The following is a 23,303-nucleotide window of genomic DNA, read 5'->3' on the forward strand; positions in this document are numbered from 1 at the left end:
CGTCGCCCTCCGGGTCGGCCGCCATCGCCTCCAGCACCAGCCGGTACATCGCCGCGATGCGGTCCACGTTCGCCTGGGTGAGGGCCCGCGAGGCGGCGGTGAGGATCACGAAGCCGGAGCGGCTGGAGACGGTGAGCGGGAACTCGGTCGGGCTGTCGTCGATGCTGGCCAGGTAGTCGACGAGATCGGTGTCGACCTGCCGGAAGTCCTGGTAGTTGAAGTAGACGTCGAGCAACTGCCGTCCGCCGGCCAGGCGCTGGATCGCCGGCAGCGGGAAGCGCCGGTGCGGCCAGAGCTCCACCTCGCGGGCGAAGACGCCGGCGACCAGCTCGCGCCAGGTGGCGGCCGTACGGTCGTGGGTGAACGGCACGGTGTTGAGGTACATGCCGTACACGCGGTCGGCGCCCAGCAGTTCGGGCCGCGCGTCGCAGACCAGGCCGGTGTGGAAGAGCGGCTCCTCCGTCAGCTGGCTCATCACCTTGAGGTGCGCCGCCAGCAGCACGCTCTTGAGCGACACCCGCGAGCCCGCCGCGAGGGCGCGCAGCCGGCCCTCCAGGTGCTGGATGGGCACCTCGGCCTGGTAGGTGGCGCGCGGGGCCTGCGGCTGCTCGCCCCAGCCGCTCGGCACGGTGAGGGGGGCGTAGCCGTCGACGACGCCCTGCCAGTAGTCCCGGTCGGCCTCGTCGGCCAGCGACCGGGCCTCGGCGGCGATGAAGTCGGCGAACCGCACCGAACCCTCGGCGTCCAGGGCCGCGTCCCGGGCCGCGTCCGGCGCCGGGGTGCCGTCGCGCAGGCTGCCGTAGAGCTCCAGCAGCTCCATCAGCAGCGAGTGGTGGCTCCAGCCCTCCAGGACCGGGTGGCACTCGGTGACCGACAGCCACCAGCCGCCGTCGCCCGTGTCGTGCGCGTAGAGGCGCATCAGGGAGGGGACGGCCAGGTCGAAGACCTCGGCGCGCTCCCGGACGGTGTACGCGCGCAGTTCGCGCTGGATCCGCTCGTCGTCCAGGCCGCGCAGCGACTGGTGGCCGACGGGCATCGCGGCCTCGGCGTGCACCAGCTGCATCGGCACGGAGTAGCCGGTGAGGTCGATGGAGGTGCGCAGCACCTCGTGCCGGGCGGTGACGATCCGCGCGGCCTGCGCCATCAGCTCGGGGCGGTAGCCGTGCTCGTCTCGGATCCGGAAGGTGGTGACGTTGTGGTAGTTGTTGCGCCCGCCCACGGCGACCATCTCCATGACCATGCCGGTCTGGACCTGGGAGAGCGGGTAGGCGTCCGTCACGCCGGCCGGCAGCAGGGCGCGGTCGGCCGCGTCGATCAGCTCGAAGGGCCGGACGGGCGCGGGGTTCTCGGCCGGTGCGGTGCGGCCGGTGAGCAGCTCGGCGAGGTGGGCGACGGTGCGGTACTCGAAGACGTCGCGGACGGCGAGGTCGAAGCCCGCCGCGCGGACCGCGCCGACCAGGGCGACGGCCCGGATGGAGTCGCCGCCGAGGTCGAAGAAGCCGTCCTCGACGCTGACCCGCTCGACGCCCAGGACCTCGGCCCAGGCCGCAGCCAGGCGCTCCTCGGTGGCGGTGCGCGGGGCGACGTACGCCCGGCCGGAGCCGCGGGCCTCGCCGCCGGGGGCGGGCAGGGCGCGGCGGTCGAGCTTGCCGTTGGTGGTGAGCGGCAGCCGCTCCAGGGTGACGAACGCGGCCGGGACCATGTACGAGGGCAGCGTGCGGCCGAGTTCGGCGCGCAGCTCCGCGAGGTCGGGGGCCCCGTCGGCCTGCGGGACGAGGTAGGCGACCAGTTCCTTGTCCGCGCCGGCGTCCTCGCGCAGGACCACCACGGCGTCGCGGACGCGCGGGTGGGCCGCGAGCGCGGCCTCGATCTCGCCGAGCTCGACGCGGTAGCCGCGGATCTTGATCTGGGCGTCGATCCGGCCGAGGAACTCCAGGCTGCCGTCGGGCAGTCGGCGGGCCAGGTCGCCGCTGCGGTAGAGGCGGCTGCCGGCCGGGCCGTACGGGTCCGGCACGAAGCGCTCGGCGGTGAGGTCGGGGCGGCCGAGGTAGCCGCGGGCGACCCCGGGGCCGGCCACGTGGATCTCGCCGGGCACGCCGATCGGCACCGGGCGGCCCCACCGGTCGAACAGGTAGACCCGCAGGTCGTCGAGGGGGTGGCCGATCGGGTTGCCGGCCTCGGGGGAGAGGTCGGCCTCCTCCACCCGGTAGTAGGTGGTGTGGACGGTGGTCTCGGTGATCCCGTACATGTTGAGCAGTGCGGGCCGGTCCAGGCCGAGGCGGTCCACCCAGGGCTGGAGGTCGGCGACGGGCAGCTTCTCGCCCGCGAAGACCACCGCGCGCAGCTTCAGCCGGTCGATCCGCTGGTCGCCGTCGGCGGCGGCGGCGACCAGCGAGCGGAAGGCCGACGGGGTCTGGTTGAGGACGGTGACGCCGTGGTCGACCAGCAGGTCGAGGAAGTCCTCGGGGGAGCGGGTGACGGCCGCGGGGACGACGACCAGCCGGCCGCCGTGCAGCAGCGCGCCCCACATCTCCCAGACGGAGACGTCGAAGGCGTAGGAGTGGAAGAGCGGCCAGACGTCCTGCGGGCCGAAGCCGTAGTGCCGGCGGGCCGAGGTGAGCAGGCGCAGCACGTTGCGGTGGGAGAGGCAGACGCCCTTGGGGCGGCCGGTGGAGCCCGAGGTGTAGATGACGTAGACCAGCTGGTCCGGGGTGCCGACCGGGGCCGGGTCGGTGGCGGGCTGCCCGGCGAGCAGGTCGGTGTCGCGGTCCAGCACGACCACCGGGCCGTCGTGGAACCCGGCGACGGTGTCGAGGTGCCCGCTCTCGGTGAGGACGACCGAGGCGCCGGCGTCGGAGACCACGTAGGCGAGGCGCTCGGCCGGGTTCGCCGGGTCGAGCGGGAGGTAGCCGGCGCCGGATTTGAGCACGCCGAGCAGGGCGGGCATCAGCTCGCCGCCGCGCTCCAGGCAGACGCCGACCAGGCTCTCCGGGCCGACGCCCAGCGCGCGCAGGTGGTGGGCGATGCGGTTGGCGCGGGCGTTGAGCTCGGCGTAGCTGAGCTCGACGCCGTCGGCGACCACCGCGACGGCGTCGGGGGTGGCGGCGGCCTGCTGCTCGAAGGCCTGGTGGACGAAGCGCCCGTCGGTGCCGGCGGCCGGGTCGAGGGGCGCGCCGACCAGCACGTCGTACTCGTGGTCGTCGAGCAGGTCGACGGCGGAGAGCCGGATGCCCGGCTCGGTGGTCACCGCGCGCAGCAGGCGCAGGAAGTGGTTGACCATCCGCTCGACGGTGGTGCGGTCGAAGAGCGCGGTGGCGTACTCCAGCTGGCCGTGCAGCGAGCCGTCCGGGCCCTCCTCGATCTGGAGGGTGAGGTCGAAGCGGGCGATCCGGCCGGTGGCCTCGAAGGGGGTGACCCGGATGCCGGGCAGGTCGTAGGAGGTGGTGCGGGACTCGTGCATGGTGAAGGCGACCTGGAACAGCGGGGTGCGGGTCAGGTCGCGCTCGGGCTGGATCTCGTCGACCAGGCGGCCGAACGGCACCTCCTGGTGGTCGTACGCGTCCAGCACGGTCGCCCTGGTCCGCTCCAGGAGCCGGTCGAACCGGATGTCGCCGTCCCAGCGGCCGCGCAGCACCAGGCTGTTGATGCCGTAGCCGATGACCTTCTGGAGCTCGGGGCGGATCCGGCCGGAGGCGACGGTGCCGACGGTGATGTCGGTGGAGCCGCTGTAGCGGGACAGCAGGGCCTGGAAGGCGCCGAGCAGGACGGTGAAGGTGGTGGTGTCGTGGTCCAGCGCCAGGTCGCGCAGGGCGGAGGTGAGCGCGCGGGGCAGCGACAGCGGGACGGCGGCGCCCTCCCAGCTGCGGACGGCCGGGCGGGGCCGGTCGGTGGGCAGCTCCAGCGGGACGAGGCCGTCCAGGCGCTCGCGCCAGAAGCCCAGGTGGTCCGCCAGGGCGGCGTCGGAGGTGCGGGCGCGCTGCCAGGCGGCGTAGTCGGCGTACTGGAGGTCGGGCTCGGGCAGCTCGGCGCCGGTGCCGGTGGTCTCCGCGCGGTAGCGGGCGCTCAGCTCCTCGGCGAAGAGCTGGGTGGACCAGGCGTCGCACGCGATGTGGTGGAAGACGGTGACCAGGACGTGGTCGTCCTCGGCCAGCCGCAGCAGCCGGACCCGCAGCGGCCACTCGTGCTCCAGGTCGAACGGGGTGGCCGCCTGCTCCTCGACCAGCCGCAGGGCCTGCGGGAGGCGGTCGCCGGCGGGCAGGCCGGTGAGGTCGACGCAGGCGAAGTCGACCGGCGCGGGCGCGTCGACGAGCTGCTCGGGGTCGGCCCCGGTGAAGGCGTAGCGGGTGCGCAGGATCTCGTGCCGGGCGACCACGCCGTCCGCGGCCCGGCGCAGCGCGGCCGGGTCGAGCGCGCCGGCGAGGCGCAGGGCGAGCGGGACGAGGTACTCGTGGCTGTCCGGGTCGAGCCGGGTGAGGAACCACATCTGCTCCTGGCCGGAGGAGAGGGGCAGCGGCCGGTCGCGGTCCGCGCGGGGGATGGCCCGGCGCCGGCCGCCCCGGCCGCCGGCGAGCCGGCGGCGGAGCAGCTCGGCCCGCAGCGGGTCGGCGGCCAGGGTCTTCTCGACGTTGCCAGTGGTCATGCGTCGTGCTCCTTCAGCAGCATCGAGTCCGCGAGAACCTCGGAGTCGGACAGGTTGTCGATCTCGGCCCGGACGAGGTCCTCGACGGCGCGGGCGAGCCGGGCCACGGTGGGGCCCTCGAAGATGGCGCGCAGCGGCAGGTCGACCTCGAACTCGGCCTGGATCCGCGAGACCAGGCGGATGCCGAGGATGGAGTTGCCGCCGTTGCGGAAGAAGTCGTCGTGGACGTCGGGCTCGGTGCCCAGCAGGTCGGCCCAGATCTCGGCGACCCGCTCCTCGACGACGTCGCGCGGGCCGGTGCGGCCGGTGAGCGGGGAGCCGGCCAGGGGGTCGGGCAGCGCGGCCCGGTCCACCTTGCCGTTGGCGGTGAGCGGGACGGCCGCCAGCGCGAGGAAGGCGGTCGGCACCATGTAGTCGGGGAGCGACTCGGCGCAGTGGGCGGCGAGTTCGGCGTGCTCGGGCAGGCCCTGCCCGGCGGGCACCAGGTAGGCCGTCAGCCGGGCCTCGCCCTGGCCGCCGCCGTCGGCGAGCACCACGGCCTCCCGGACGGCCGGGTGGGCGGCGAGGACGGCCTGGATCTCGCCGAGCTCGATCCGGTAGCCCCGGATCTTCACCTGGTGGTCCAGCCGGCCGATGAACTCCACGGCGCCGTCGGGGCCTTGGCGGACGAGGTCGCCGGTGCGGTAGAGCCGGGCGCCGGGCGGGCCGTACGGGTCGGGCAGGAAGCGTTCGGCGGTCAGCTCGGGCCGGCCGAGGTAGCCGCGGGCCACGCCGGTGCCGCCGACGTACAGCTCGCCGCTCGCGCCGGGCGGCACGGGGCGCAGGGCGTCGTCGAGCACGTACATGGTCATGCCCGGCAGCGGGCGGCCGATCGGGACGACGGCGGGCTGCGGGCCATCCACCGGGTGGGTGCAGGTCCCGACCGAGCACTCGGTGGGCCCGTACTCGTTGACCAGCCGGTCGGGGCCGAGCAGGCCGAGCCAGCGGGCGGCCTGCTCGCCGGGGAAGGCCTCGCCGGCCACCAGGACCAGCTCGGCGAGCCCGCGGGCCCGCTCGTCGTCGAGCTGCTGCCCGATGATCTCCAGGTGGCCCGGGGTCAGCTTGAGGAAGCTGTACGGGCCGGAGGCGGCCAGGGTGGCGCCGAGCCGCGCGAGGTCGAGGTCGGCGGGGAGCAGGTGGACGGGCTGCCCGGCGACGAGCGGCGCGTAGAGGTTCGGCACCACCAGGTCGAAGGCGGTCGAGGAGAAGACCGGGGCGCCGCCGGTGCCCCGCCCGGCCAGCTCGCGGGCGGCCCAGGCGACGTGGTTGGCGAGCCCGCGGTGCTCGACCTGGACGCCCTTGGGGCGGCCGGTGGAGCCGGAGGTGAAGATGGTGTACGCGGTGCTCCGCGGGTCGAGGAACCGCTCGGGGCGGGTCCGCGGCCGGGCGTCGAGCTCGGCGCGGTCGAGGTCGACGACGACGAGCTCGCCGTCGAAGGCCTCCACCATGCCGCCGGCGTAGGCGGAGCTGGTGACCAGCACGCCGGCGCCCGCGTCGGCGAGCACGGCGGCCAGCCGGGCCGGCGGGTTGGCGGGGTCGAGCGGCAGGTAGGCGCCGCCGGCCTTCCAGGTGCCCAGGAAGGCGGGCAGCAGGTCCCGGCCGCGGTCCAGCAGGACGCCGACCACGGACTCGGAGCGGACCCCGAGGGCGCGCAGGTGGTGGCCGAACTGGTTGGCCCTGGCGTCGAGTTCGGCGAAGCTGGCGGTGCCCTCCGCGGAGCGGACGGCGGTCGCGGCCGGGGCGGCCTCGGCCCGGGCCTCGATCAGCTCCAGGACGGTGGCGCCGGTGTGGGCGCCCTCGGTCTCGTTCCAGCCGACCAGCTGGCGGTGGCGCTCCTCGGGCGAGAGCAGCTCGATCTCGTCGAGCCGGGTGCCGGGGCGCTCGGCGGCGGTGCGCAGCACCCGGGTCAGGTAGCCGGCCAGGCGGGCCACCGTCCGCTCCTCGAAGAGCGAGGTGGCGTACTCGAGGACGCCGAGGAGGGTGCCGTCCGGGCGGCGGCGGAAGAAGAGGGTCAGGTCGGTCTTGGCGATCCGCCAGGCCTGGCGGAAGGTCTCCAGGTCGTCGAAGTCGGCGCCGCCGGAGGTCATCGTCTCGTCGTGGAGGTCGAAGGCGACCTGGTAGATCGGGGTCCGGGAGAGGTCGCGGTCGCCCTGGACCTGCTCGACCAGCTGCTCGAACGGCAGGTTCTGGTGGCTGAAGGCGGCCAGGCAGGTGGCGCGGACGCGCTCCAGGGCCTGCTCGAAGGTCAGGTCTCCGGTCAGGCCGCTGCGCAGGGCGAGCGAGTTGAGGAAGAAGCCGACCAGGTTCTCCGTCTCGGGGCGGACCCGCCCGGCGACGGGCGTGCCGACGGTGACGTCCCACTCGCCGCTGTAGCGGGCGAGCAGCGTGGCGAACCCGGTGAGCAGGGTCATGAACGGGGTCGCGCCGTGCCGGCGGCCGAGCTCGGCGAGCGCCTCGGCGACCTCGGCCTCGACGGTGAACGGGACGACGGCGCCGCGGTGGTCGCGCTCGGCGGGCCGGGGGTGGTCGGTGGGCAGCGGCAGCGGCTTGAGGCCGGCCAGCTCGGCGGACCAGAACGCGAGGTCGTCGGCCAGCTCCCGGGCGGTCAGCCAGGTGCGCTGCCAGGCGGCGAAGTCGGCGTAGCCGAGGGCGGGTTCGGGCAGCTGGGGCTGCTCGCCCCGGGTGAAGCCCGCGTACAGCGCGGCGAACTCGCGCTCCAGGACGGTGGCGGACCAGCCGTCGCACGCGATGTGGTGGATGGTCAGCAGCAGGACGGTGCCGCCGTCGGCGACCCGGATCAGCGCGGCGCGCCACAGCGGCCCGGCCGTCAGGTCGAAGCCGCGGGCGAACTGCCCGGCGACGACCGCGGCCAGGCCCGCGCGGTCGGTGCCGTGCTCGCTCAGCTCCACCGGCCCGGGCTCGGCGATCAGCTGGACCGCCCGGTCGTCGTTCGGGTAGCGGGTGCGCAGCGCCTCGTGCCGGGCCTCCAGGGTGTCCAGGGCGCGGCGGACGGCCGGGGTGTCGGCGTCGACGGGCAGCCTGAGGAAGACGGGCGAGACCCACTCGGGGCCGCCGGGGTTCATCCGGTCGAGGAAGCGCAGCCGCTCCTGGCCGAAGGAGAGCGGGAGTTCACCGCCCCGGTCGACGGGCAGCACCGGGCGGTCGGCGGGGGCGGTGGACAGCAGCCGGGCCTGGGCCTCGACGGTCGAGGCGGTGAACAGGCCGCGCAGCTGGACCTCGCCGCCGGAGGCCGCGCGCAGCCGGGCGGCGAGCCGGGTGAGCAGCAGCGAGGAGCCGCCGAGCTGGAAGAAGTCGTCGTGCGCGCCGACCTCGGCGACGCCGAGCAGGGCGGACCAGACCCCGGCGACGGTCCGCTCGGCCTCGGTGCGCGGGGCCAGGTACGGGGGCCGGCCGGCGGTGCCGGAGAGGTCGGGGGCGGGCAGCGCGGCGCGGTCGACCTTGCCGTTGGCGGTGAGCGGGAAGGCGTCCAGCGGCACCAGCACGGTGGGCACCAGCGGCTCGGGCAGCCGGCCGCGCAGGAAGGAGCGCAGCTCGTCCGGGGTCCGGCCGCTGCGGGTGACGACGTGGCCGACCAGGCGGTGCCCGCCGTCCTCGGCGGTGACGGCGGTGACCATCGCGCCGTCCACGTCGGGGTGGGCGACCAGCGCGGCCTCGACCTCGCCGGGCTCGATCCGCACGCCGTTGACCTTGATCTGGTGGTCGATCCGGCCCCGGTACTCCAGGGTGCCGTCGCTGCGCCAGCGCACCAGGTCCCCGGTGCGGTAGAGGCGGCTGCCGGCCGGGCCGTACGGGTCCGGCACGAAGCGCTCGGCGGTGAGGTCGGGGCGGCCGAGGTAGCCGCGGGCCACGCCGACGCCGCCCGCGTACAGCTCGCCGGGCACGCCGACGGGCACCAGGTCGCCGTCCTCGCTCAGGACGAGGACGCGCAGGCCGTCGAGCGGGCGGCCGATCGGGACGGGGCCGGTCGTCTGGGCGGGGTCGTACGGCTGGGCGGTGACGTCGATCGAGCACTCGGTGGGGCCGTAGGTGTTCCAGATCTCGATGCCGTCGCGGCCGGCCCGCTCCAGGGCGCGGCGGCACAGCTCGGCGTGCAGCGGCTCGCCGGCCGAGAAGAGCAGCCGCAGGTCGGCCAGCCGGGCCCAGCCGGGCTCCTCGACCAGCAGGCGCAGCACGGACGGCACGACCTGGAGCACGGTGATCCGCTGCTCGGCGGCGGAGCGCACCAGGGCGGCCGGGTCCTGCTCGGCGCCGACCGGCGCGAGGGCCACGGTGCCGCCGCTCACCAGCGGGGCGAACAGCTCCCAGCCGGCCGCGTCGAAGCCGATGGTGGTCTTCTGCAGGACGCGGTCGGCCGGGCCGAGCCCGTGCCGGCGGACGGTCCACAGGACGCGGTTGGCGATGCCCTCGTGGGTGACCAGGACGCCCTTGGGGCGGCCGGTGGAGCCGGAGGTGTAGATCGCGTAGGCGGTGCCGGCCGGGTCGGCGGGGGTCTTCGGGTCGGTGGCCGGGTGGTGCCCGAAGTCCTGCCCGTCCAGCAGGAGTTCGGGGGTGTCTCCGGCCCGGTCGGCCAGCGCGGAGGTGGTCAGGACGAGGGCGGCCGAGGTGTCGGAGAGGATCCAGCGCACCCGGTCGGCCGGGTGGGAGGGGTCGAGCGGCAGGTAGCCGGCACCGGTCTTCCAGACCGCCAGCAGCGCCGCCACCAGGTCGAGGCCGCGCTCCAGCCGGACGCCGACCAGCGCCTCGGGGCCGATGCCGAGGCCGGCCAGGTGGTGCGCGAGCCGGTTGGCGCGGGCGTTCAGCTCGGCGTAGGTCCAGGTGCGGTCGGCGGTGCTGACGGCCGGCGCGTCCGGGGTCAGCGCCGCCTGCCGGGCAACCAGCCCGGCCAGGGTCGCGGTCCGGTCGTCGGCCGGGTCACCCGGGCGCTGGTGCGTGGTCATCTCTCAATGTCCTCTGGTGAGCGGCAACTGTCGGTGGCGGGAGGGCGGGACGCGCCCCGGTGGTGCGGATCGGGCGCCGGCGGTGGGGCGCCGGGCGTGCGGGGTGGGCGCGCCGGCCCGTCGGGGGAGGCGGGCCGGCGCGGTCGGGGGGCCCGGCGGGCGGGTCAGACGGCCGCGGCGGCCGCCTCCATCCGCCGGCGCAGGCTCAGCGGGCGCATGTCGGTCCACACCTCGGTGATCCGGGCGAGGCACTCGTCCTTGGTGCCCTCGGTGCCCTCGGCGTGCCAGCCGGCCGGGAGGTCGCGGTCGGCCCACCAGACCGAGTACTGCTCCTCGTCGTTGCGGACCACGCGGTAGCCGGGCTCGTCAGCCTGGATGTCGCTCATCTGTACGGACTCCTTGTCTCGGTGCGTGCTACGGAGGGGTGGGACAGCGAGGCGGGGTTCACACCCCGGCCGGGACCGGCCGCGCCTCGGGGAGGAAGCCGTCGACCTCCACGCCCAGGCCCGCGGCGGCCGCGTGCTCGCGCACCAGGCCGGCCACCGCGAGGTCGAGGACGCCGAGGCCGAACGGGGAGAAGACGGTGACCCGGTCCGGGTCGGGCCGGTGCACGGCCGTGCCGTTGAGCAGGCCGCCGAGCGTGGCGCCGATGAACTCCCGGTGGCCGCAGGCCTGTTCGGCGAGGTGCGGGGAGGTCTGCTCGCGCAGCACGTGGTCGACGTCGTCCACCACGTTGCGGGCGGCGAGGATCGCCCCGGCGGTGATGTCGCGCAGCGAGACGTTCAGCACCGTGGTGCCGGGGGCGCAGGCGGCCAGGTCGGTGTGCGGCTCGGCCGCGGTGGTGGCGAAGGCCACCAGGCGGTGGGCGGCGAGCGCCTCGTCCAGGGCCGGGGCCACCGTGACGGTGCCGGGCACCAGCGCGGCGCAGCGCTCGGCGCAGCCGGCCGCCCGCTCGGCGCTGCGGTCGTACAGCGTGACGTCGGTGATCGAGGGCAGGGTGGTGCGCAGGTAGCGCAGCACCTCCAGGTTGATCACGCCGGTGCCGACCAGCGTGACGCCGGTGGGCGCCGGCTCGGTGACCAGCAGCCGGGCGGCCAGGGCGGCGCCGGCCGCGGTGCGCTTGGCGGAGACCAGCGAGGCCTCGACCAGCGCGTCCGGACGGCCGGTGGCCATCTCGTTGAGCACGATGACGGCGCTGGCGCGGTCCAGGCCGCGCTCCAGGTTGCCGGGGAAGGAGGAGATCCACTTCATCCCGGCGATCTCGTCCGGCCCGCCCAGGTAGGCGGGCAGGCCGATGATCCGGTCGCGGGGGGCGTCGGGGAAGCGCAGGAAGACGGAGTGCGGCAGGGCCGAACTCCCCTCGTCGTGCAGGCGGTAGGCGTTCGCGACCGCGTCCAGCACGTCCTGCTCGCGGCCGTCCAGGATGTCCCGGACGTCGCTGTGGCGAATGATCAGCACGGAATGAGCTCTCTGTCAGCGTCGGCCTTCCACAGGTGGGAGACCTCTCCGAAGTTCTTGCTCACCCAGGCGTCGGAATAGATGGTGTCCGTGTAGCGGTCACCGCCGTCCGCGAAGATGAGTACGACGTTGGACCCGGGCCGGATGTCGCCCGAGACCTTCTCCAGGGCGCTGGCGGTGGCCCCGGAGGAGCCGCCGGCCAGGATCGCCTCGCGCAGGGTCAGGCGGCGGCAGCCGACCACGCAGTCCAGGTCGGTGACGTGGACGACGCGGTCCGCCGCGCCCGGGTCCAGCAGCTCGGGGCGGATCGAGGCGCCGTGGCCCGGGATCAGCCGGCGGGCCGGCTCGTGGCCGAAGAGCACGCTGCCGACCGCGTCCACGGCGACGGTCGTGGTGCCGAGGCCGTTGTCCCGGGCGTAGGCGGCGCAGCCGCTCAGGGTGCCGGTGGTGCTGGTGGCGGCGAAGAGGTAGTCCACCCGGCCGTCCAGCGCCTCGGCGATCTCCCGCATGGTGCGCTCGTGCGCGCGGGGGTTGAGCGGGTTGGCGTACTGGTCGGGCGAGTACGCGTGGGGGATGGAGTCCACCAGCCGGCGGACCAGCCGGATGCGCTCCGGCAGGTACTCGCCGGTGGCCGGGTCGGGATCCCGGACGACCTCGACGGTGGCTCCGTACGCCCGCAGGATGGCGAGGTTGTGCTCGGTGGTCTTGGCGTCCACCACGCAGATGAAGTGCAGCCCGTAGTACCGGCAGATCTGCGCGATCCCGATCGCCAGGTTGCCCGAGCTGGACTCGACCACCACCGAGCGGCCCGGCTCGAGTTCGCCGCTGCGGATCCGGCCGAGCAGCATGCTCGCCGCCGAGCGGTCCTTGATGCTGCCGCCCGGGTTGAACCGCTCCATCTTCGCGAAAATCCGCGAGTGGTAACCAGGGATCAGGTTCTCCAGCTCCACCAGTGGCGAATCGCCGATAGTGGAGAGAATTCCCTTGAACACCTTCTCTGCCACGGTCTCCCCTTCGCGGAAGTGCGCTTGTTCACAGCTGGCTCCCTGATCCTGGGCGCGCCCGCTATATCTCTTCTATATGGACCTCCGGGGATGTCCGGCGGTCCGTCAGGCCGGCGTTCCGGCGCCCATGGCGAGCATCCGGAGCAGCTCGTCCTGGTCGGCCAGCGAAGCCCGGGCGACGGGCGCGTCGACGTCGGCGAGGGCGGCCGCGAGCAGCCGGGCGTAGCCGGCGGCGATCCGCTCGACGGTTCCGCGCTCGAAGAGCGCGGTGTCGTAGCGGAAGAACGCGGTGAGGGCGTCCCCGGTCAGCCGGACGTCCGCGTTGAGGTCGAACTGCCCCTCCATGTGCGGGAGGTCGAGCACGGCGAGCCGCAGGCCCCGGTACTCGTACTCCGGCCCCTCGGTGCGGCCGGCCGCCGGGTAGGGCAGCCGGGGTTCGAGCCGGTCGGCGGCGATCAGGGTGAAGGCCAGGTGCGCCGGCGGCCCCTTGGCCTCCGGGGCCTCCTGCGCGCCCTCGCCCCGGCCGGCCAGGACGGTCGGGTAGCCGACGTTGGCCATGCCGTGCAGCACCTGGCTCTGGGCGGCCAGCACGGCCTGCCGGAACGTGGTGCTCCGGTGGATCGAGGAGCGCAGCGGCAGCGGGTTGACCAGGTAGCCGACCAGCCCCAGGGTGCGCGGGGTGCGGTTGCTGGCCGCGCAGCCGATCAGCGCCTCGCCGTACCCGGCGTAGCGGTGCACCAGGACCTGGAAGACGCCCAGCAGGAAGGCGAACGGGGTGACGCCCAGCTCCTCCGCCGCGGCCCGGACCCGCGCCCCGGCGCCATCCGGCAGCGGGACGGCGCAGGCCGACCCGCGGAAGGACTGCACCGGCGGCCGGGGCCGGTCGGTGGGCAGCTCGGCGGCGGTGGCCCCGGCGCGGACCGCGCGCCAGTACGCGGCCATCCGCGCGCCGCGCGGCGAGGCGATCAGGGCCCGCTCGGCCGCGACGTGGTCCTCGTAGCCGAGCGGGAGCGGGGCCAGGCCGGTCTCGCCGGTCAGCGCGGCCGACTGGTGGGCGTCCAGGAGTTCGCGCAGGACCAGCCACTGCGAGGTGGCGTCGCCGGCGATGTGGTGGACGACCAGGACGAGGACGGCGTCGGCCGGTCCGAGCCGCAGCAGGGCGACCCGCAGCGGTGGCTCCGAGGAGAGCCGGAAGGGGGCCTCGTACACCTCGCGGACCAGCGCGTACAGCCGCTCGTCGGAGACCGGGCCGACCTCGCGCACCTCCAGCCGGACGGCGTCCGCGCCGAGGTCGGCCCGGTGCGGCCTGCCGTCCACCTCCCGGTAGCGGGAGCGGAGGACGGCGTGCCGCCCGGCGACCGCGCGGACCGCCCGGTCGAGCAGCGCGTCGTCCAGCGGGGTGCGGACCCGGACGGCGGAGAGGATCGAGTAGGCCGCGCTGTCCGGGGCCAGCCGGTACAGGAACCACAGGGCCTCCTGTCCGACGGAGAGCGGCTGGGCGGCGGCCATCAGACGGATCCCAGCTCCGCGCCGAGGAAGGCGGTCAGCGCCTCGACGGTCGGGTGGTCCCAGGCGAGGGTCGGCTCGACGGCGATGCCGAAGTGGTCCTCGATGTCGCCGCAGAGGGTCAGGGCGTAGATCGAGTCCAGGCCCATCTCGACCAGGCGGCGGGTGCGGTCGACGTCCTCCGCCGGGCACTCCAGGTAGAAGGCGACGCGCTCGGTGAGCCAGTCGCCGAGCTCCTGCGGGGAGAGGGCGGTCTCGGTGGTGGCCATGGGGTGCTCCTTGGTGGTCCGAGGGGTGGGGTGGTTCGGGGGCGGCTGTCGGAAGGGGGTGTGGCGGACCGGGCTCAGCGGGCGCGGTCGGGGCGGTGCCCGTGCAGGGTCCGGCCCGCCAGGTCCAGGCTCCGGGAGGTGTCGACCCGGGCCAGGAGCTCGGCGAGCAGCCGGTCGTGGGCGCCCTCGTCGGGGGCCTGCCCGGTGCGGCCGAGCCGCACCGCCAGCCGGTGAAGCGCGGCGGTGAGCCAGGCCGGGTCGGCGAGGAACGGGTCGGCGGCCGCGTCCGCCTGCTGCCAGATGCCCAGGCAGGACGCGGCGGCCAGGACGACGGCGTAGCGGTCGGCGAGCAGGAAGCCGCGACGGCCCGCCACCACGGTGCGGTCCAGCGCGCCGAGCGCGCCCACCCGCTCCTTCAGCTCCCGCAGTTCGTCCAGGAAGAGGGCGGCCAGGCGGGCCGGGCCGGGGGCGTCCACCGGGGTGCCGAGCACGGCGCTGAGGCTGTCGGCGCCGCGGGAGGTGAGCTGGAGGCGGTGGTAGTCCAGCTCGGGCAGGGCTTCGGTGAAGCGGAACAGCCGGGCCGGCGCCGGCACCGCGGTCTCGGCCGCCCAGCTGCGCTGGGCGAGCCTGGGCAGCTGCGGGACGAGCGTCGCCTGGCAGACGGTGGCGTTGGCGTGCCCGAAGGTGAGCAGTTGGAGGTCGCGGCTGTTCTTCTGGAAGACGGCGTGCGGGCCCTCGCGCAGGTACGAGCGGGCCCCCAGCAGGACGGAGAGCCGGTAGTCGGCCTCGCGGAGCAGCTTGGGCACCAGGTACTTGGCGGCGGCGGTGGAGACGCTGGTCTCGTCCGGGAGCAGGTGCAGCGACCTGGCCGCGATGGTGGCGAGTGCGTCGCCGATCAGCAGGTCGGTGAAGGCGCCGGTCAGCACCGAGCGGGCGTGCGGCAGTTCGGCGACCTCCCGGCCGTACAGGACCCGCCCGCGGGCGAAGCCGGCGACCGTCCGGAGCTGGCTGTCGAGGATGCCGACGGCCATCCCGGGGAGCATCCCCCGGGTGGTCTGGAAGGCCCGCAGCACGGCCTCCATCGCGCCGCCGGCCTCGCCGACGACGGCGGAGGCGGGCACCGGGCAGTCCCGGAACTCGATGCCGGCGAGCCGGCAGCCCCGGACGCCCGCGGTGGTGAACCGCGGCAGGTAGCGGAAGCGGTCCTGCGGGATGGCCGCGAGGTCGATCAGCAGGTGGGTGTGGCTGCGGCTGCCGGGGGCCTCGTCCGTCCGGGCGAAGAGCAGCAGGCCGTCGGCCCGGGAGATGTTGTTGATCAGCTCCTTGCGGCCGCTGACCAGGTAGTGGTCGCCGACCCGGCGGGCGGTGAGCTCGTTGCGGGTGAAGTCGTTGCCGTGCGGCAGCTCGGTGTAGCCGGCCGAGATGCGGCGGCCGTCGAGCAGGGTGTCCGCCGCCCAGCGCTGCTGCTCCGGGCTGCCGTCCGTCCAGATCGGCGCGCCGGAGATGTAGTTGGTGATGCCGTAGGCCAGGCCCATGGTGCAGTCGCGGCGGGCGAGCGCGCGGGCCTGCTGGGCGAGGCGGTCGACGGTGGTGAACCGGCCGCCGAGGCGGCGCGGCACGAACTCGGCGTTGAACCCGTAGTCGTCGAGCAGGGCCTCGCCCGCGCGCAGCGGGTGGCCCGCCTCGTCGGCGGCGAGCACGGCGGCGTGGCCGACCGGGTTGCGCGGGTCGAGCGGGTCGCCGAGGCGGAGCTCCAGCGCGTCCACGTCGACCGGGCTGCCGGGGGCGGGCGCCGGGCTGCCGGGGGCGGCCGCGTGGTCCTGGGCGGCGGTCGGACCGGGGGCGGCCGCGTGGTCCTGGGTGGCGGTCATACGGCGGTCTCCTCGGCGAGCCGGCAGGACAGGGGGGAGAAGAGCAGGCCGCCGCGGTACTGCGCGTGCAGGGCGGGGAACAGCTCGTCCAGCACGGCGCCGCGGTCCGTCGCGCCGGCGGGGCGCAGCCGGTCGAGCAATCGGGTCAGGCAGGCCTCCAACCACAGGGCGCCGCGCCACAGTCCGGCGGCGGGGTCGGGGGCCGCGGTGGTGTCCGTACGGGTCGCCGCGGCGGTACCTGCGGCGGTGTCCGGGCCGGCGTCCGGGGCGGTCGCCGCGGCGGCCGTCTCACGGTTGGCCAGCCAGAGGTGCAGGCAGGCCGCGGCGGCGTGGAGCACCGTGTAGCGCTCGGCCAGGTCGAAGGCGTCGGCCGGGGTGGCGCGGGCGGACGGCCGGTGGAGCTCCATCCGCCGGTGCACCTCGTCCGCGAACGCGCGCACCTCGGCCACCAGTGCGGCGAGCCGCTCGCCCACCCGGCCGGCGGCGGCGAGCTCCGCGATCCGGTCGGCCGCGCCGGGCAGCGCGTTGACCGCGCTCGCCCCGGAACGCGGCACGAGCTGGAGCCGCTGCGGGTCGAACTCCGGGACGGCGGCGGTGAGATCGGCCGCGGTCCGCAGGCCCTCGGCGTCCACCGCGCGGTCCCGGTAGCCCCGGGCGAGGAAGGCGAACTGGGTGACCAGCGCGTTGAGGTTGACCACCGTGCTGCCGTCGAAGATCCCGACGATCCGGTGGTCCCGCTCGACCTTCTGGTACACCCCGTGGGCGAAGCTGTTCCGCAGGTAGGCGCGGGCGCCGAGGAGCTGGCCGAGCCGGGTGAGCACCTCGTCGCCGATCGTCGGCACCAGGTACTTGGCGACGGCGGAGGTGGTGCCGAGCTCGCCCGGCAGGGCGTGGATGGACCGGGAGGCGAAGAGCCCGACCGCCTCGCCGACCAGCTGGTCGGCGTAGGACTCGGTCAGCATCCGTCGGCTCTGCGGGAGTTCGGCCACCGGGCGGCCGTACAGCCGGTGCTCCAGGGCGAAGCCCAGGGCGGTCCGCAGGCCGCGGTCGACGGCGCCGAGGGTCAGCGCGGCGCAGAGCGTGCGGGTGAGCTGGAAGCCCTTGAGGACGATCTCCAGCCCGGCGCCCGGGGTGCCGACCACCGCGGAGGCGGGCAGTTCGGCGCCGTCGAAGCCGATGCCGCTGATGTCCGCGCCGCGCACGCCGTGGGTGCGGACGGCGGGCAGGCAGTGGTAGTCGCCCTCGGCGAGGGTCCGCTTGTCGGCCAGCAGCAGGGTGAAGCCGCGGGCCCCGCCCTGCGGGTCGGTCGCGGCCAGGACGCAGACCTGGTCCGCCCGGGTGGCGTTGTTGATCAGCCACTTCTCACCGGTGAGCCGGTAGCCGCCGGGGGTGGGCTCGGCCCTCACCTCGCCGGCCAGCAGGTCGCTGCCGTGCGCGGCTTCGGTGAGGGCCCAGGAGACCACCCCGCCGGCCAGGACGTCGGCCGCGAGCCGGTCGGCCTGCCCGGGCTCGCCGGCCACCCAGGCCGAGACGGCGCCGAGGAAGGTCTTGTGGTGGGCGATCGCGGCGGTCAGGTCGCGGCGGGCGACCACCCGGAAGACCTGGAACAGCTCCTCGAAGGACCGGAGTTCACCGCCGTGGCGGGCGGGCACGTAGTAGCCGGGAACCCCGGCGGCGTCCAGCTCGCGGCAGATCTCGGCGGGGAACTCCTCCCGCTCGTCGAGCTCGACGCAGCGGGCCAGCGAGAAGGTGCGGGCGGTGTCGTTGGGGTCGCCGAGCAGCTCCTCGAACCGCTCGGTGACCAGGTGGGGGGCGTAGCGCAGCACGGTCGGCACCTCACCAGGTCCCGACGGCCGCGGCCGCGGCGGGCACGGTGGGGGACGCGTCCACGCCGGCGCCCGTGGTGGTGGCGGGCACGGCGGCGGTGGCGGGCACGGCGTCGGCGGCGCGGAACCGGGCGCGGACGTCGGGCAGCAGCGACTCGTACAGCACGTCGAGGGCGTTCGCCTCGAACAGCGCGCGGGTGCGGTTGCGCTGGAGCTTGCCGCTGGTGGTGCGGCAGATCTGGCCGGTCCGGACGAAGACCACGTTGCCGACCCGGACCCCGAGCGCCTCGCCCAGGGCCGCCTTCACCCGGTCCGCGAGGTCCCGCAGGGCGGGCTCGTCGAGGTCGGGGGCGCGCAGCTCCTGCACCACCACGACCTCCTCCTGGCGGGCCCGCACCGAGAAGGCGGTGGTCTGCCGGAAGGCGAACAGCTCGTCCACGGCGCGCAGTTCGCGCTCGATGTCGTGGGGGTAGAGGTTGCGGCCGTGGATGATCAGCATCTCCTTGAGCCGGCCGGTGACGTAGATCCGGCGGCCGTCGAGCGCGCCCAGGTCGCCGGTGCGCAGGAACGGGCCCTCTCCGTCGGCGGTGACGGCCTGGAAGATCCGGTCGGTCTCCTCGGGCTTGCGCCAGTACCCCTGGGTGACGCTGGTGCCGCTGACCCAGACCTCGCCGATCTCGCCGTCCGGCAGCTGCCGCAGGGTCTGCGGGTCGACGATCCGGACGTCGAAGTCGTTGACCAGGCCACTGGAGACCACGTCGACCGACGGGCCGTCGCCCCGGGCCGGGAGGAGCAGGTGGCGGGAGAGCGCCTCGGCGTCCACGGTGCGGACCACCGGGGCCTCGTCGAGCGGGGTGCCGGAGACGCCCAGCGTGGTCTCGGCCAGGCCGTACCCGGGGGCGAAGGTCTCGGCGCGGAAGCCGGCCGGGGCGAAGCGCTCGGTGAAGCGGGCCAGCGTGGCCGGGTCGATCGGCTCGGCACCGCTGACGGCCACCAACCAGCCGGAGAGGTCGAGTTCGGCGATCTGCTCGTCGGTGACCCGGCGGACGCAGAGGTCGAAGGCGAAGTTGGGCGCGGCGGTGATCGCGGCCCGGTGCCGGCTGATCAGCTCCAGCCAGCGCTGCGGGCGGCGCAGGAAGTCGGCCGGCGCGAGCAGCACCGTGGTGGAGCCCAGGTAGAGCGGGGTCAGCAGGGTCAGGATCAGGCCCATGTCGTGGAACATCGGCAGCCAGCTGCACGTCGGCATCGCGGGCGTGAACCCGAAGGAGTCGGTCAGCACCCGGGCGTTGTGCTCCAGGTTGCCGTGCGAGACGATCACGCCGCGCGGGGTGCTGGTGGAGCCGGAGGTGTACTGGAGGAAGGCCGTGCTGGAGGCGTCCAGGACCGGCCGGGCCCACTCCCGCGGGTCGACGCCCGCGAAGGTGGCGTCGTCGTCGGTGGCGGCCGCGGCCACCTCGCCGAGGCCGGACTCGGCCAGCCAGCCGGCCAGCGTCTCCAGCTCGGCGGCCTCGGTGAGCGCGACCCTCGTCCCGGCGTCCCGGGCCACCGCGGCGGTGCGCTCCTGCTGGCGGCGGTCACCGCCGGCCGGCGGGGCGACCACCGGGGCGACGCCGGCGTACAGGCAGCCGAGGAAGGCGCGGACGAACGACAGGCCCTGCGGGTAGAGCAGCAGCGCGCGGTCGCCCGGTGCGCAGCGCTGCTGCAACCAGACGGCCAACCGGCGGGCGGAGGCGTCGAGTTCGGCGTACATGCCGACCTCCTCGACGTCGCCGGCCAGCGAGTGGCGGCTGTGGATCACTGCGGGCTGTTCGGGCGTGCGGGCCACATGGCCCAGAAACGTCCCGAGAAAACCTTCATAGGTGGCCACGACGGCTCCCGACCTTCCTGGTGCGCCTCCGGGCGCACCTGACACGGATCGGCGGCCGCCTGCTGGCGGCCGCCCGTACTCCTCGCCGACCGGGGGCTCAGGCCGCGGCGGACCGCTCCGAGGACGGCTCGGCAGACCGCTCGGCGGAGCGGATGCGGACCTGGTTGAGGTGCTCCAGGCTCTCCAGGACCTTCTTCGGGTGCACCCCGAAGTCGATCAGGCAGCCCACCTCGTCGATCCCCAGCTCCTCCAGGCGCTCGACCACCCGCAGGCCCCGCTCGACGGTGCCGAACATGCCCTGGGCGTCGAAGAAGCGCTCGAAGCCGCGCTCGACCAGGTAGTCCACGTCGGAGTCGGCCATCGTCGCCGGGTCGAAGCGGACGCCCTTGCCCGCGATGGTGTGCGAGATCAGGTGGAACGAGGTCTTGAGGTAGGCGCAGAGCGGCTCCCGGACCAGCTCGCGCACCTGCTCGGTGTCCTCACCGACGAAGGTGTGCAGCATCAGCACGACGTGGCCCGGCCAGGCGTCGCCGTGGTGCTCGCGCAGCGACTCGCGGTACGCGGCGATCTTCACGGCGAGGTCGTCGACGTCCTGGCCCAGCAGGTGCGTCAGCACACCGGTGCCCAGCTCGCCCGCGGCGCGGAAGGTCTCGATGCTCCCGGCGCTGGTGATCCAGCACGGCACCTCGGACTGCACGGCCGGCGGGAAGACCTTGACGGTGACGTCCTGGCCCTTGCCGTCCCTGAGCGTCATCGACTCGCCGCGCCACAGCCCGCGGACCGTCTGCAGGGTCTCGGTGAGCAGCTCCCGGCGGTCGGCGTGCGCCTCGGGGCGCAGCACGAAGTCGGTCGGGTGCCAGCCCGAGGCGAAGGAGAGGCCGACCCGGCCGCCGGAGAGGTTGTCGATCACCGACCAGTCCTCGGCGATCCGCAGCGGGTGGTGCAGCGGCGCCACCACGCTGCCGGCCCGGATGGCGACCCGCTCGGTGATGGTGGCGAGGGCCGCGCCGGTGACGGCCGGGTTCGGGTAGAGGCCGCCGAACTGGTGGAAGTGGCGCTCCGGGGTCCACACGGCGGTGAAGTCGTTGGCGTCGGCGAAACGGGCGCCCTCGGTCAGCAGCTCGTACCGGCCGGCGTCGCCGCTGTCGGCGCTGTCGTTGGCGAAGTAGAAGAGGCTGAAGTCCACCGTGGTTCCTCGATGTCGTCTGGGGGTGGCTGGGTCGTCGTCGGGGGTGGTGCGGCTGGGGCGGTGCGCCTGGGCGGTGCGGCTGGGGCGGTGCGGCGTCCGGCGTCTGTCGGCGGGGCCGTCCGTCGGTGCCCGGCCCGATCAGGTCCAGGTGCTGTCGTCGCCGCCGGTGGCCGTGGCGGCCACGGTGGCCGGGCCGACCAGCGTCCAGGTGCTGTCGGCCAGCGAGGCCTTCGCCGTGGCCGCGGTGCCGGCCTGCGCCGCGCCCGTCGCCAGCAGCACGCCCAGGGCGGCGGCGGCGAGGAACTTCACGGGGCGGTGGGCGGTGGAGAGCATGGCGTGGGCCTTTCGGTCGCTACTCGGGCGGTGGACGTTCTCGGTGAGGACGTCCCGTACGCTACGAGGGCCGGTTTTCAACCCCCTTTCGGTCCGATTTCGAGGCTCCGAAAGACCCGGAACCAGGCCCGGGGGCCCGCCCGGCACGCACGGTGGACCCCGGCGGCGGCTTTCAACGCCGGAGAGCAGGACTTGACCTGGCGTTGGGTCAGCGGTGGTTGGCGTTCTGCTGTCGAGCAGTTCCGGTCATAGTCGGTCAAGGTGGGAAGTCCGGGCTCCCGCTCGCCCGTTTCGTGACCGCCGAGACGGCACCCGGGGGGAACGCCTCGGAGGCGGAGTGCGCCTTTTGATGGATTGACGCTGCGACACGAGGTCCCTGCTCTGCTCGCGCCACGCACGGCCACCCGGTTCCTGTACTTCTGGCCTGATCACCGGTTGGGCAGCGGGCCCGGCCGGGCCCTGTGTGATCGGAAGGTGAGATGACGGCTCACCGATGTGGCCGTCGGCTGGCGAGGAGACTCACGGCCTGCCTGGCGCACGTACTGACGGTGTCCCTGATGGTTCCCGGAGTGCTGTTGGGCGGGGCTTCTCCCGCAGCGGCGGCAACCTTTGACGTTCTGTCCGAACCGAGGCCGTCGTCGATCGACTGCGATCATTTGTATTACAGCAATTTCCGTTCCAGCATGCAGTTGGTGAACGACGCCTCGGGGAATCCGACCGTGTCGAACACCGTGGTCGCCCGGCGGAACGGGACCGGGCTGCCCGACTACTGGTCGACCAACATGGCCGTCGGCAGGGACCCGGACACCGGCAGGACAGCGGCGTTCTACTCCAACTACACCAGCTCGAACCTGACGCTCTACAAGCAGGTCACCGGCACCACCACCGTCACCGACGCGATCGCCGGGGGCCAGGGCCGCAGCCTGCCCGCGGGCCAGAACTGGGGCGGCCTGGCGGCGGACCCGAACAACGGCATGCTCTACGGGGCGGCCAACGGCGGTACGTCGAAGCTGTTCCGGATGAACCTCGCCACCGGCGCGACACAGGTCTGGACCCGCGGGGTCAACCTCACCTCGGTACCGGCGAACGACGCGGTGTTCGCCGGCGGGACGATGGTCCCCGACATGTTCGTCGACAGCGACGGCGGCGCCTACTACGGGCTGGTCTACGGCGGCCGGACCTACATCTACCGCCTGGACCCGGCCACCGGCACCGCCCAGCGGGCCGTCGAGGTGGTCGGCGCCGGCAGCGGCAACGGCTTCGACAACTACGGCATGGCGTACGTCAAGGGGTCCATCTACCTGGGCTACTACGGCGGCGCCCTCTACCGGGTGGATCCCAGGAGCGGGGCCTCGACCCAGCTGCCAGGCGGCAACGTCCAGGACAACCAGGTCGGCACCCTGAAGTCCGAGAGCGGCGGCAGCTGGCCGATCACCGACCTGGCCAGCTGCTCGGTCGCGCCGAACCTGCTCAAGCAGGTCGGGGTCACCAAGACCGTCGACAGGACCAGCGCCAAGCCGGGCGACAAGGTCACCTACACCATCACCGCGAGGAACAGCGGCGCGGGCACCGCGAGCTCGGTGACGGTCACCGACGACCTGACGGGTGTGGTGGACGACGCGACGTACAACAACGACGCGAGCAGCGGCGCCGTCTACGACCCCGCGAGCAAGAAGCTCACCTGGACGGGGAGCATCGCCCCGGGCGCGAGCGTCGTGATCACCTACTCGGTGACGGTCAACAGGCCGCCCACCGGGGACAAGGTCCTCAGGAACAAGGTCGTGTCGGCGGGTACCAACTGTGAGGACGGCTCGGCTCCCGAGTGCTCGACGCGGGTGCCGGTCGCGGCTCTGGCCCTGAAGAAGACGTCCTCGCCTGCGGCGGCGAAGCCGGGCGACACGGTCACCTACACCGTGACCGTCACCAACACCGGTCAGGCCGACTACCGGGGTGCGTCCTTCACCGACGACCTGTCGGGTGTGGTGGACGACGCGACGTACAACAACGACGCCAGCAACGGGGCCGTGTACGACCCCGCGGCCAAGCGGCTGACCTGGACCGGTGACGTCGCCAAGGGTGCCACGGTGACCGTCACCTACTCGGTGACGGTCAACACGCCGCCCACCGGGGACGGTGTGCTCGTCAACGCCGTCACGGGGCCACCGGGGACGGACTGCACCGAAGGGTGCGACACCAGGACTCCGGTCGGCAACCTGGCCGTCAGGAAGACCGCCTCGCAGGCGGCGGCAAAGCCGGGCGACACGGTCACCTACACCGTGACCGTCACCAACACCGGTCAGGCCGACTACCGGGGTGCGTCCTTCACCGACGACCTGTCGGGTGT

The 23,303-nt window shown here is 74.4% G+C and carries 12 protein-coding genes and 1 pseudogene (1 of these 13 running past the window's edge); 1 reads left to right on the plus strand and 12 read right to left on the minus strand.

What is annotated here, in order from left to right; genetic code table 11:
- The 12 genes from ACH5AR_RS10715 to ACH5AR_RS10770 all read right to left on the minus strand — a co-directional run.
- A protein-coding gene (locus tag ACH5AR_RS10715; protein WP_396301010.1) for a non-ribosomal peptide synthase/polyketide synthase crosses the window boundary here: on the minus strand, positions 1-4,639 show its 5' portion. Its footprint begins 18,983 nt before the window's first position; only the first 4,639 of its 23,622 coding nucleotides appear in the window; its start codon is at positions 4,637-4,639; the stop codon falls past the left edge of the window.
- Positions 4,636-9,636: an amino acid adenylation domain-containing protein gene (locus tag ACH5AR_RS10720; RefSeq protein WP_396301011.1), complete on the minus strand. Its 5,001-nt coding sequence runs from the start codon at positions 9,634-9,636 to the stop codon at positions 4,636-4,638. Before ACH5AR_RS10720 ends, ACH5AR_RS10715 begins: the two co-directional genes overlap by 4 nt.
- A gap of 164 nt (positions 9,637-9,800) precedes the next feature.
- Complete coding sequence (locus ACH5AR_RS10725; protein WP_396301012.1) at positions 9,801-10,022, minus strand: MbtH family protein; 222 nt, start codon at positions 10,020-10,022, stop codon at positions 9,801-9,803.
- Positions 10,023-10,080: 58 nt separating this feature from the next.
- Positions 10,081-11,094, minus strand: a complete 1,014-nt coding sequence (gene sbnB, locus ACH5AR_RS10730) for a 2,3-diaminopropionate biosynthesis protein SbnB (protein ID WP_396301013.1) — start codon at positions 11,092-11,094, stop codon at positions 10,081-10,083.
- Positions 11,088-12,098, minus strand: a complete 1,011-nt coding sequence (gene sbnA / locus ACH5AR_RS10735) for a 2,3-diaminopropionate biosynthesis protein SbnA (RefSeq protein WP_396301014.1) — start codon at positions 12,096-12,098, stop codon at positions 11,088-11,090. Before sbnA ends, sbnB begins: the two co-directional genes overlap by 7 nt.
- Before the next feature lie 105 nt (positions 12,099-12,203).
- On the minus strand, positions 12,204-13,607 hold the full coding sequence (locus ACH5AR_RS10740; RefSeq protein WP_396301015.1) for a condensation domain-containing protein: 1,404 nt from the start codon (positions 13,605-13,607) through the stop codon (positions 12,204-12,206).
- Positions 13,607-13,873, minus strand: a complete 267-nt coding sequence (locus ACH5AR_RS10745; protein ID WP_396301016.1) for an acyl carrier protein — start codon at positions 13,871-13,873, stop codon at positions 13,607-13,609. Before ACH5AR_RS10745 ends, ACH5AR_RS10740 begins: the two co-directional genes overlap by 1 nt.
- 74 nt (positions 13,874-13,947) lie before the next feature.
- The gene (locus ACH5AR_RS10750; protein WP_396301017.1) at positions 13,948-15,744 is read right to left on the minus strand and encodes an acyl-CoA dehydrogenase; all 1,797 of its coding nucleotides are present in this window, start codon (positions 15,742-15,744) and stop codon (positions 13,948-13,950) included.
- Complete coding sequence (locus ACH5AR_RS10755; RefSeq protein WP_396301018.1) at positions 15,741-17,570, minus strand: acyl-CoA dehydrogenase family protein; 1,830 nt, start codon at positions 17,568-17,570, stop codon at positions 15,741-15,743. The genes ACH5AR_RS10750 and ACH5AR_RS10755 overlap by 4 nt, the downstream gene beginning before the upstream one ends.
- A 10-nt stretch (positions 17,571-17,580) precedes the next feature.
- Positions 17,581-19,437 carry a fatty acyl-AMP ligase gene (locus tag ACH5AR_RS10760; RefSeq protein WP_396301019.1) on the minus strand — a complete coding sequence of 619 codons (1,857 nt, stop codon included), beginning with the start codon at positions 19,435-19,437 and terminating at the stop codon, positions 17,581-17,583.
- Between the two features lie 97 nt (positions 19,438-19,534).
- Positions 19,535-20,623 (minus strand): LLM class flavin-dependent oxidoreductase, encoded by a 1,089-nt coding sequence (locus ACH5AR_RS10765; protein ID WP_396301020.1) that lies wholly within the window; start codon positions 20,621-20,623, stop codon positions 19,535-19,537.
- Positions 20,624-20,764: 141 nt separating this feature from the next.
- Positions 20,765-20,959, minus strand: a complete 195-nt coding sequence (locus ACH5AR_RS10770; protein ID WP_396301021.1) for a hypothetical protein — start codon at positions 20,957-20,959, stop codon at positions 20,765-20,767.
- A 719-nt stretch (positions 20,960-21,678) separates the two neighbouring features.
- On the opposite strand from ACH5AR_RS10770, the pseudogene ACH5AR_RS10775 reads away from it, so the two are divergent.
- Positions 21,679-23,303: pseudogene (locus ACH5AR_RS10775) on the plus strand (internalin); the annotation flags it as partial.

This window comes from Kitasatospora sp. NPDC018619, assembly GCF_044391605.1.
GTDB lineage: Bacteria > Actinomycetota > Actinomycetes > Streptomycetales > Streptomycetaceae > Kitasatospora.

What these genes read in the sequence shown, in the direction of transcription:
- ACH5AR_RS10720 (WP_396301011.1), bottom strand. Translation starts at nt 9,636, where the DNA reads ATGACCACGCACCAGCGCCCGGGTGACCCGGCCGACGACCGGACCGCG.
- ACH5AR_RS10725 (WP_396301012.1), bottom strand. Translation starts at nt 10,022, where the DNA reads ATGAGCGACATCCAGGCTGACGAGCCCGGCTACCGCGTGGTCCGCAAC.
- ACH5AR_RS10740 (WP_396301015.1), bottom strand. Translation starts at nt 13,607, where the DNA reads ATGGCCGCCGCCCAGCCGCTCTCCGTCGGACAGGAGGCCCTGTGGTTC.
- ACH5AR_RS10745 (WP_396301016.1), bottom strand. Translation starts at nt 13,873, where the DNA reads ATGGCCACCACCGAGACCGCCCTCTCCCCGCAGGAGCTCGGCGACTGG.
- ACH5AR_RS10750 (WP_396301017.1), bottom strand. Translation starts at nt 15,744, where the DNA reads ATGACCGCCACCCAGGACCACGCGGCCGCCCCCGGTCCGACCGCCGCC.
- ACH5AR_RS10770 (WP_396301021.1), bottom strand. Translation starts at nt 20,959, where the DNA reads ATGCTCTCCACCGCCCACCGCCCCGTGAAGTTCCTCGCCGCCGCCGCC.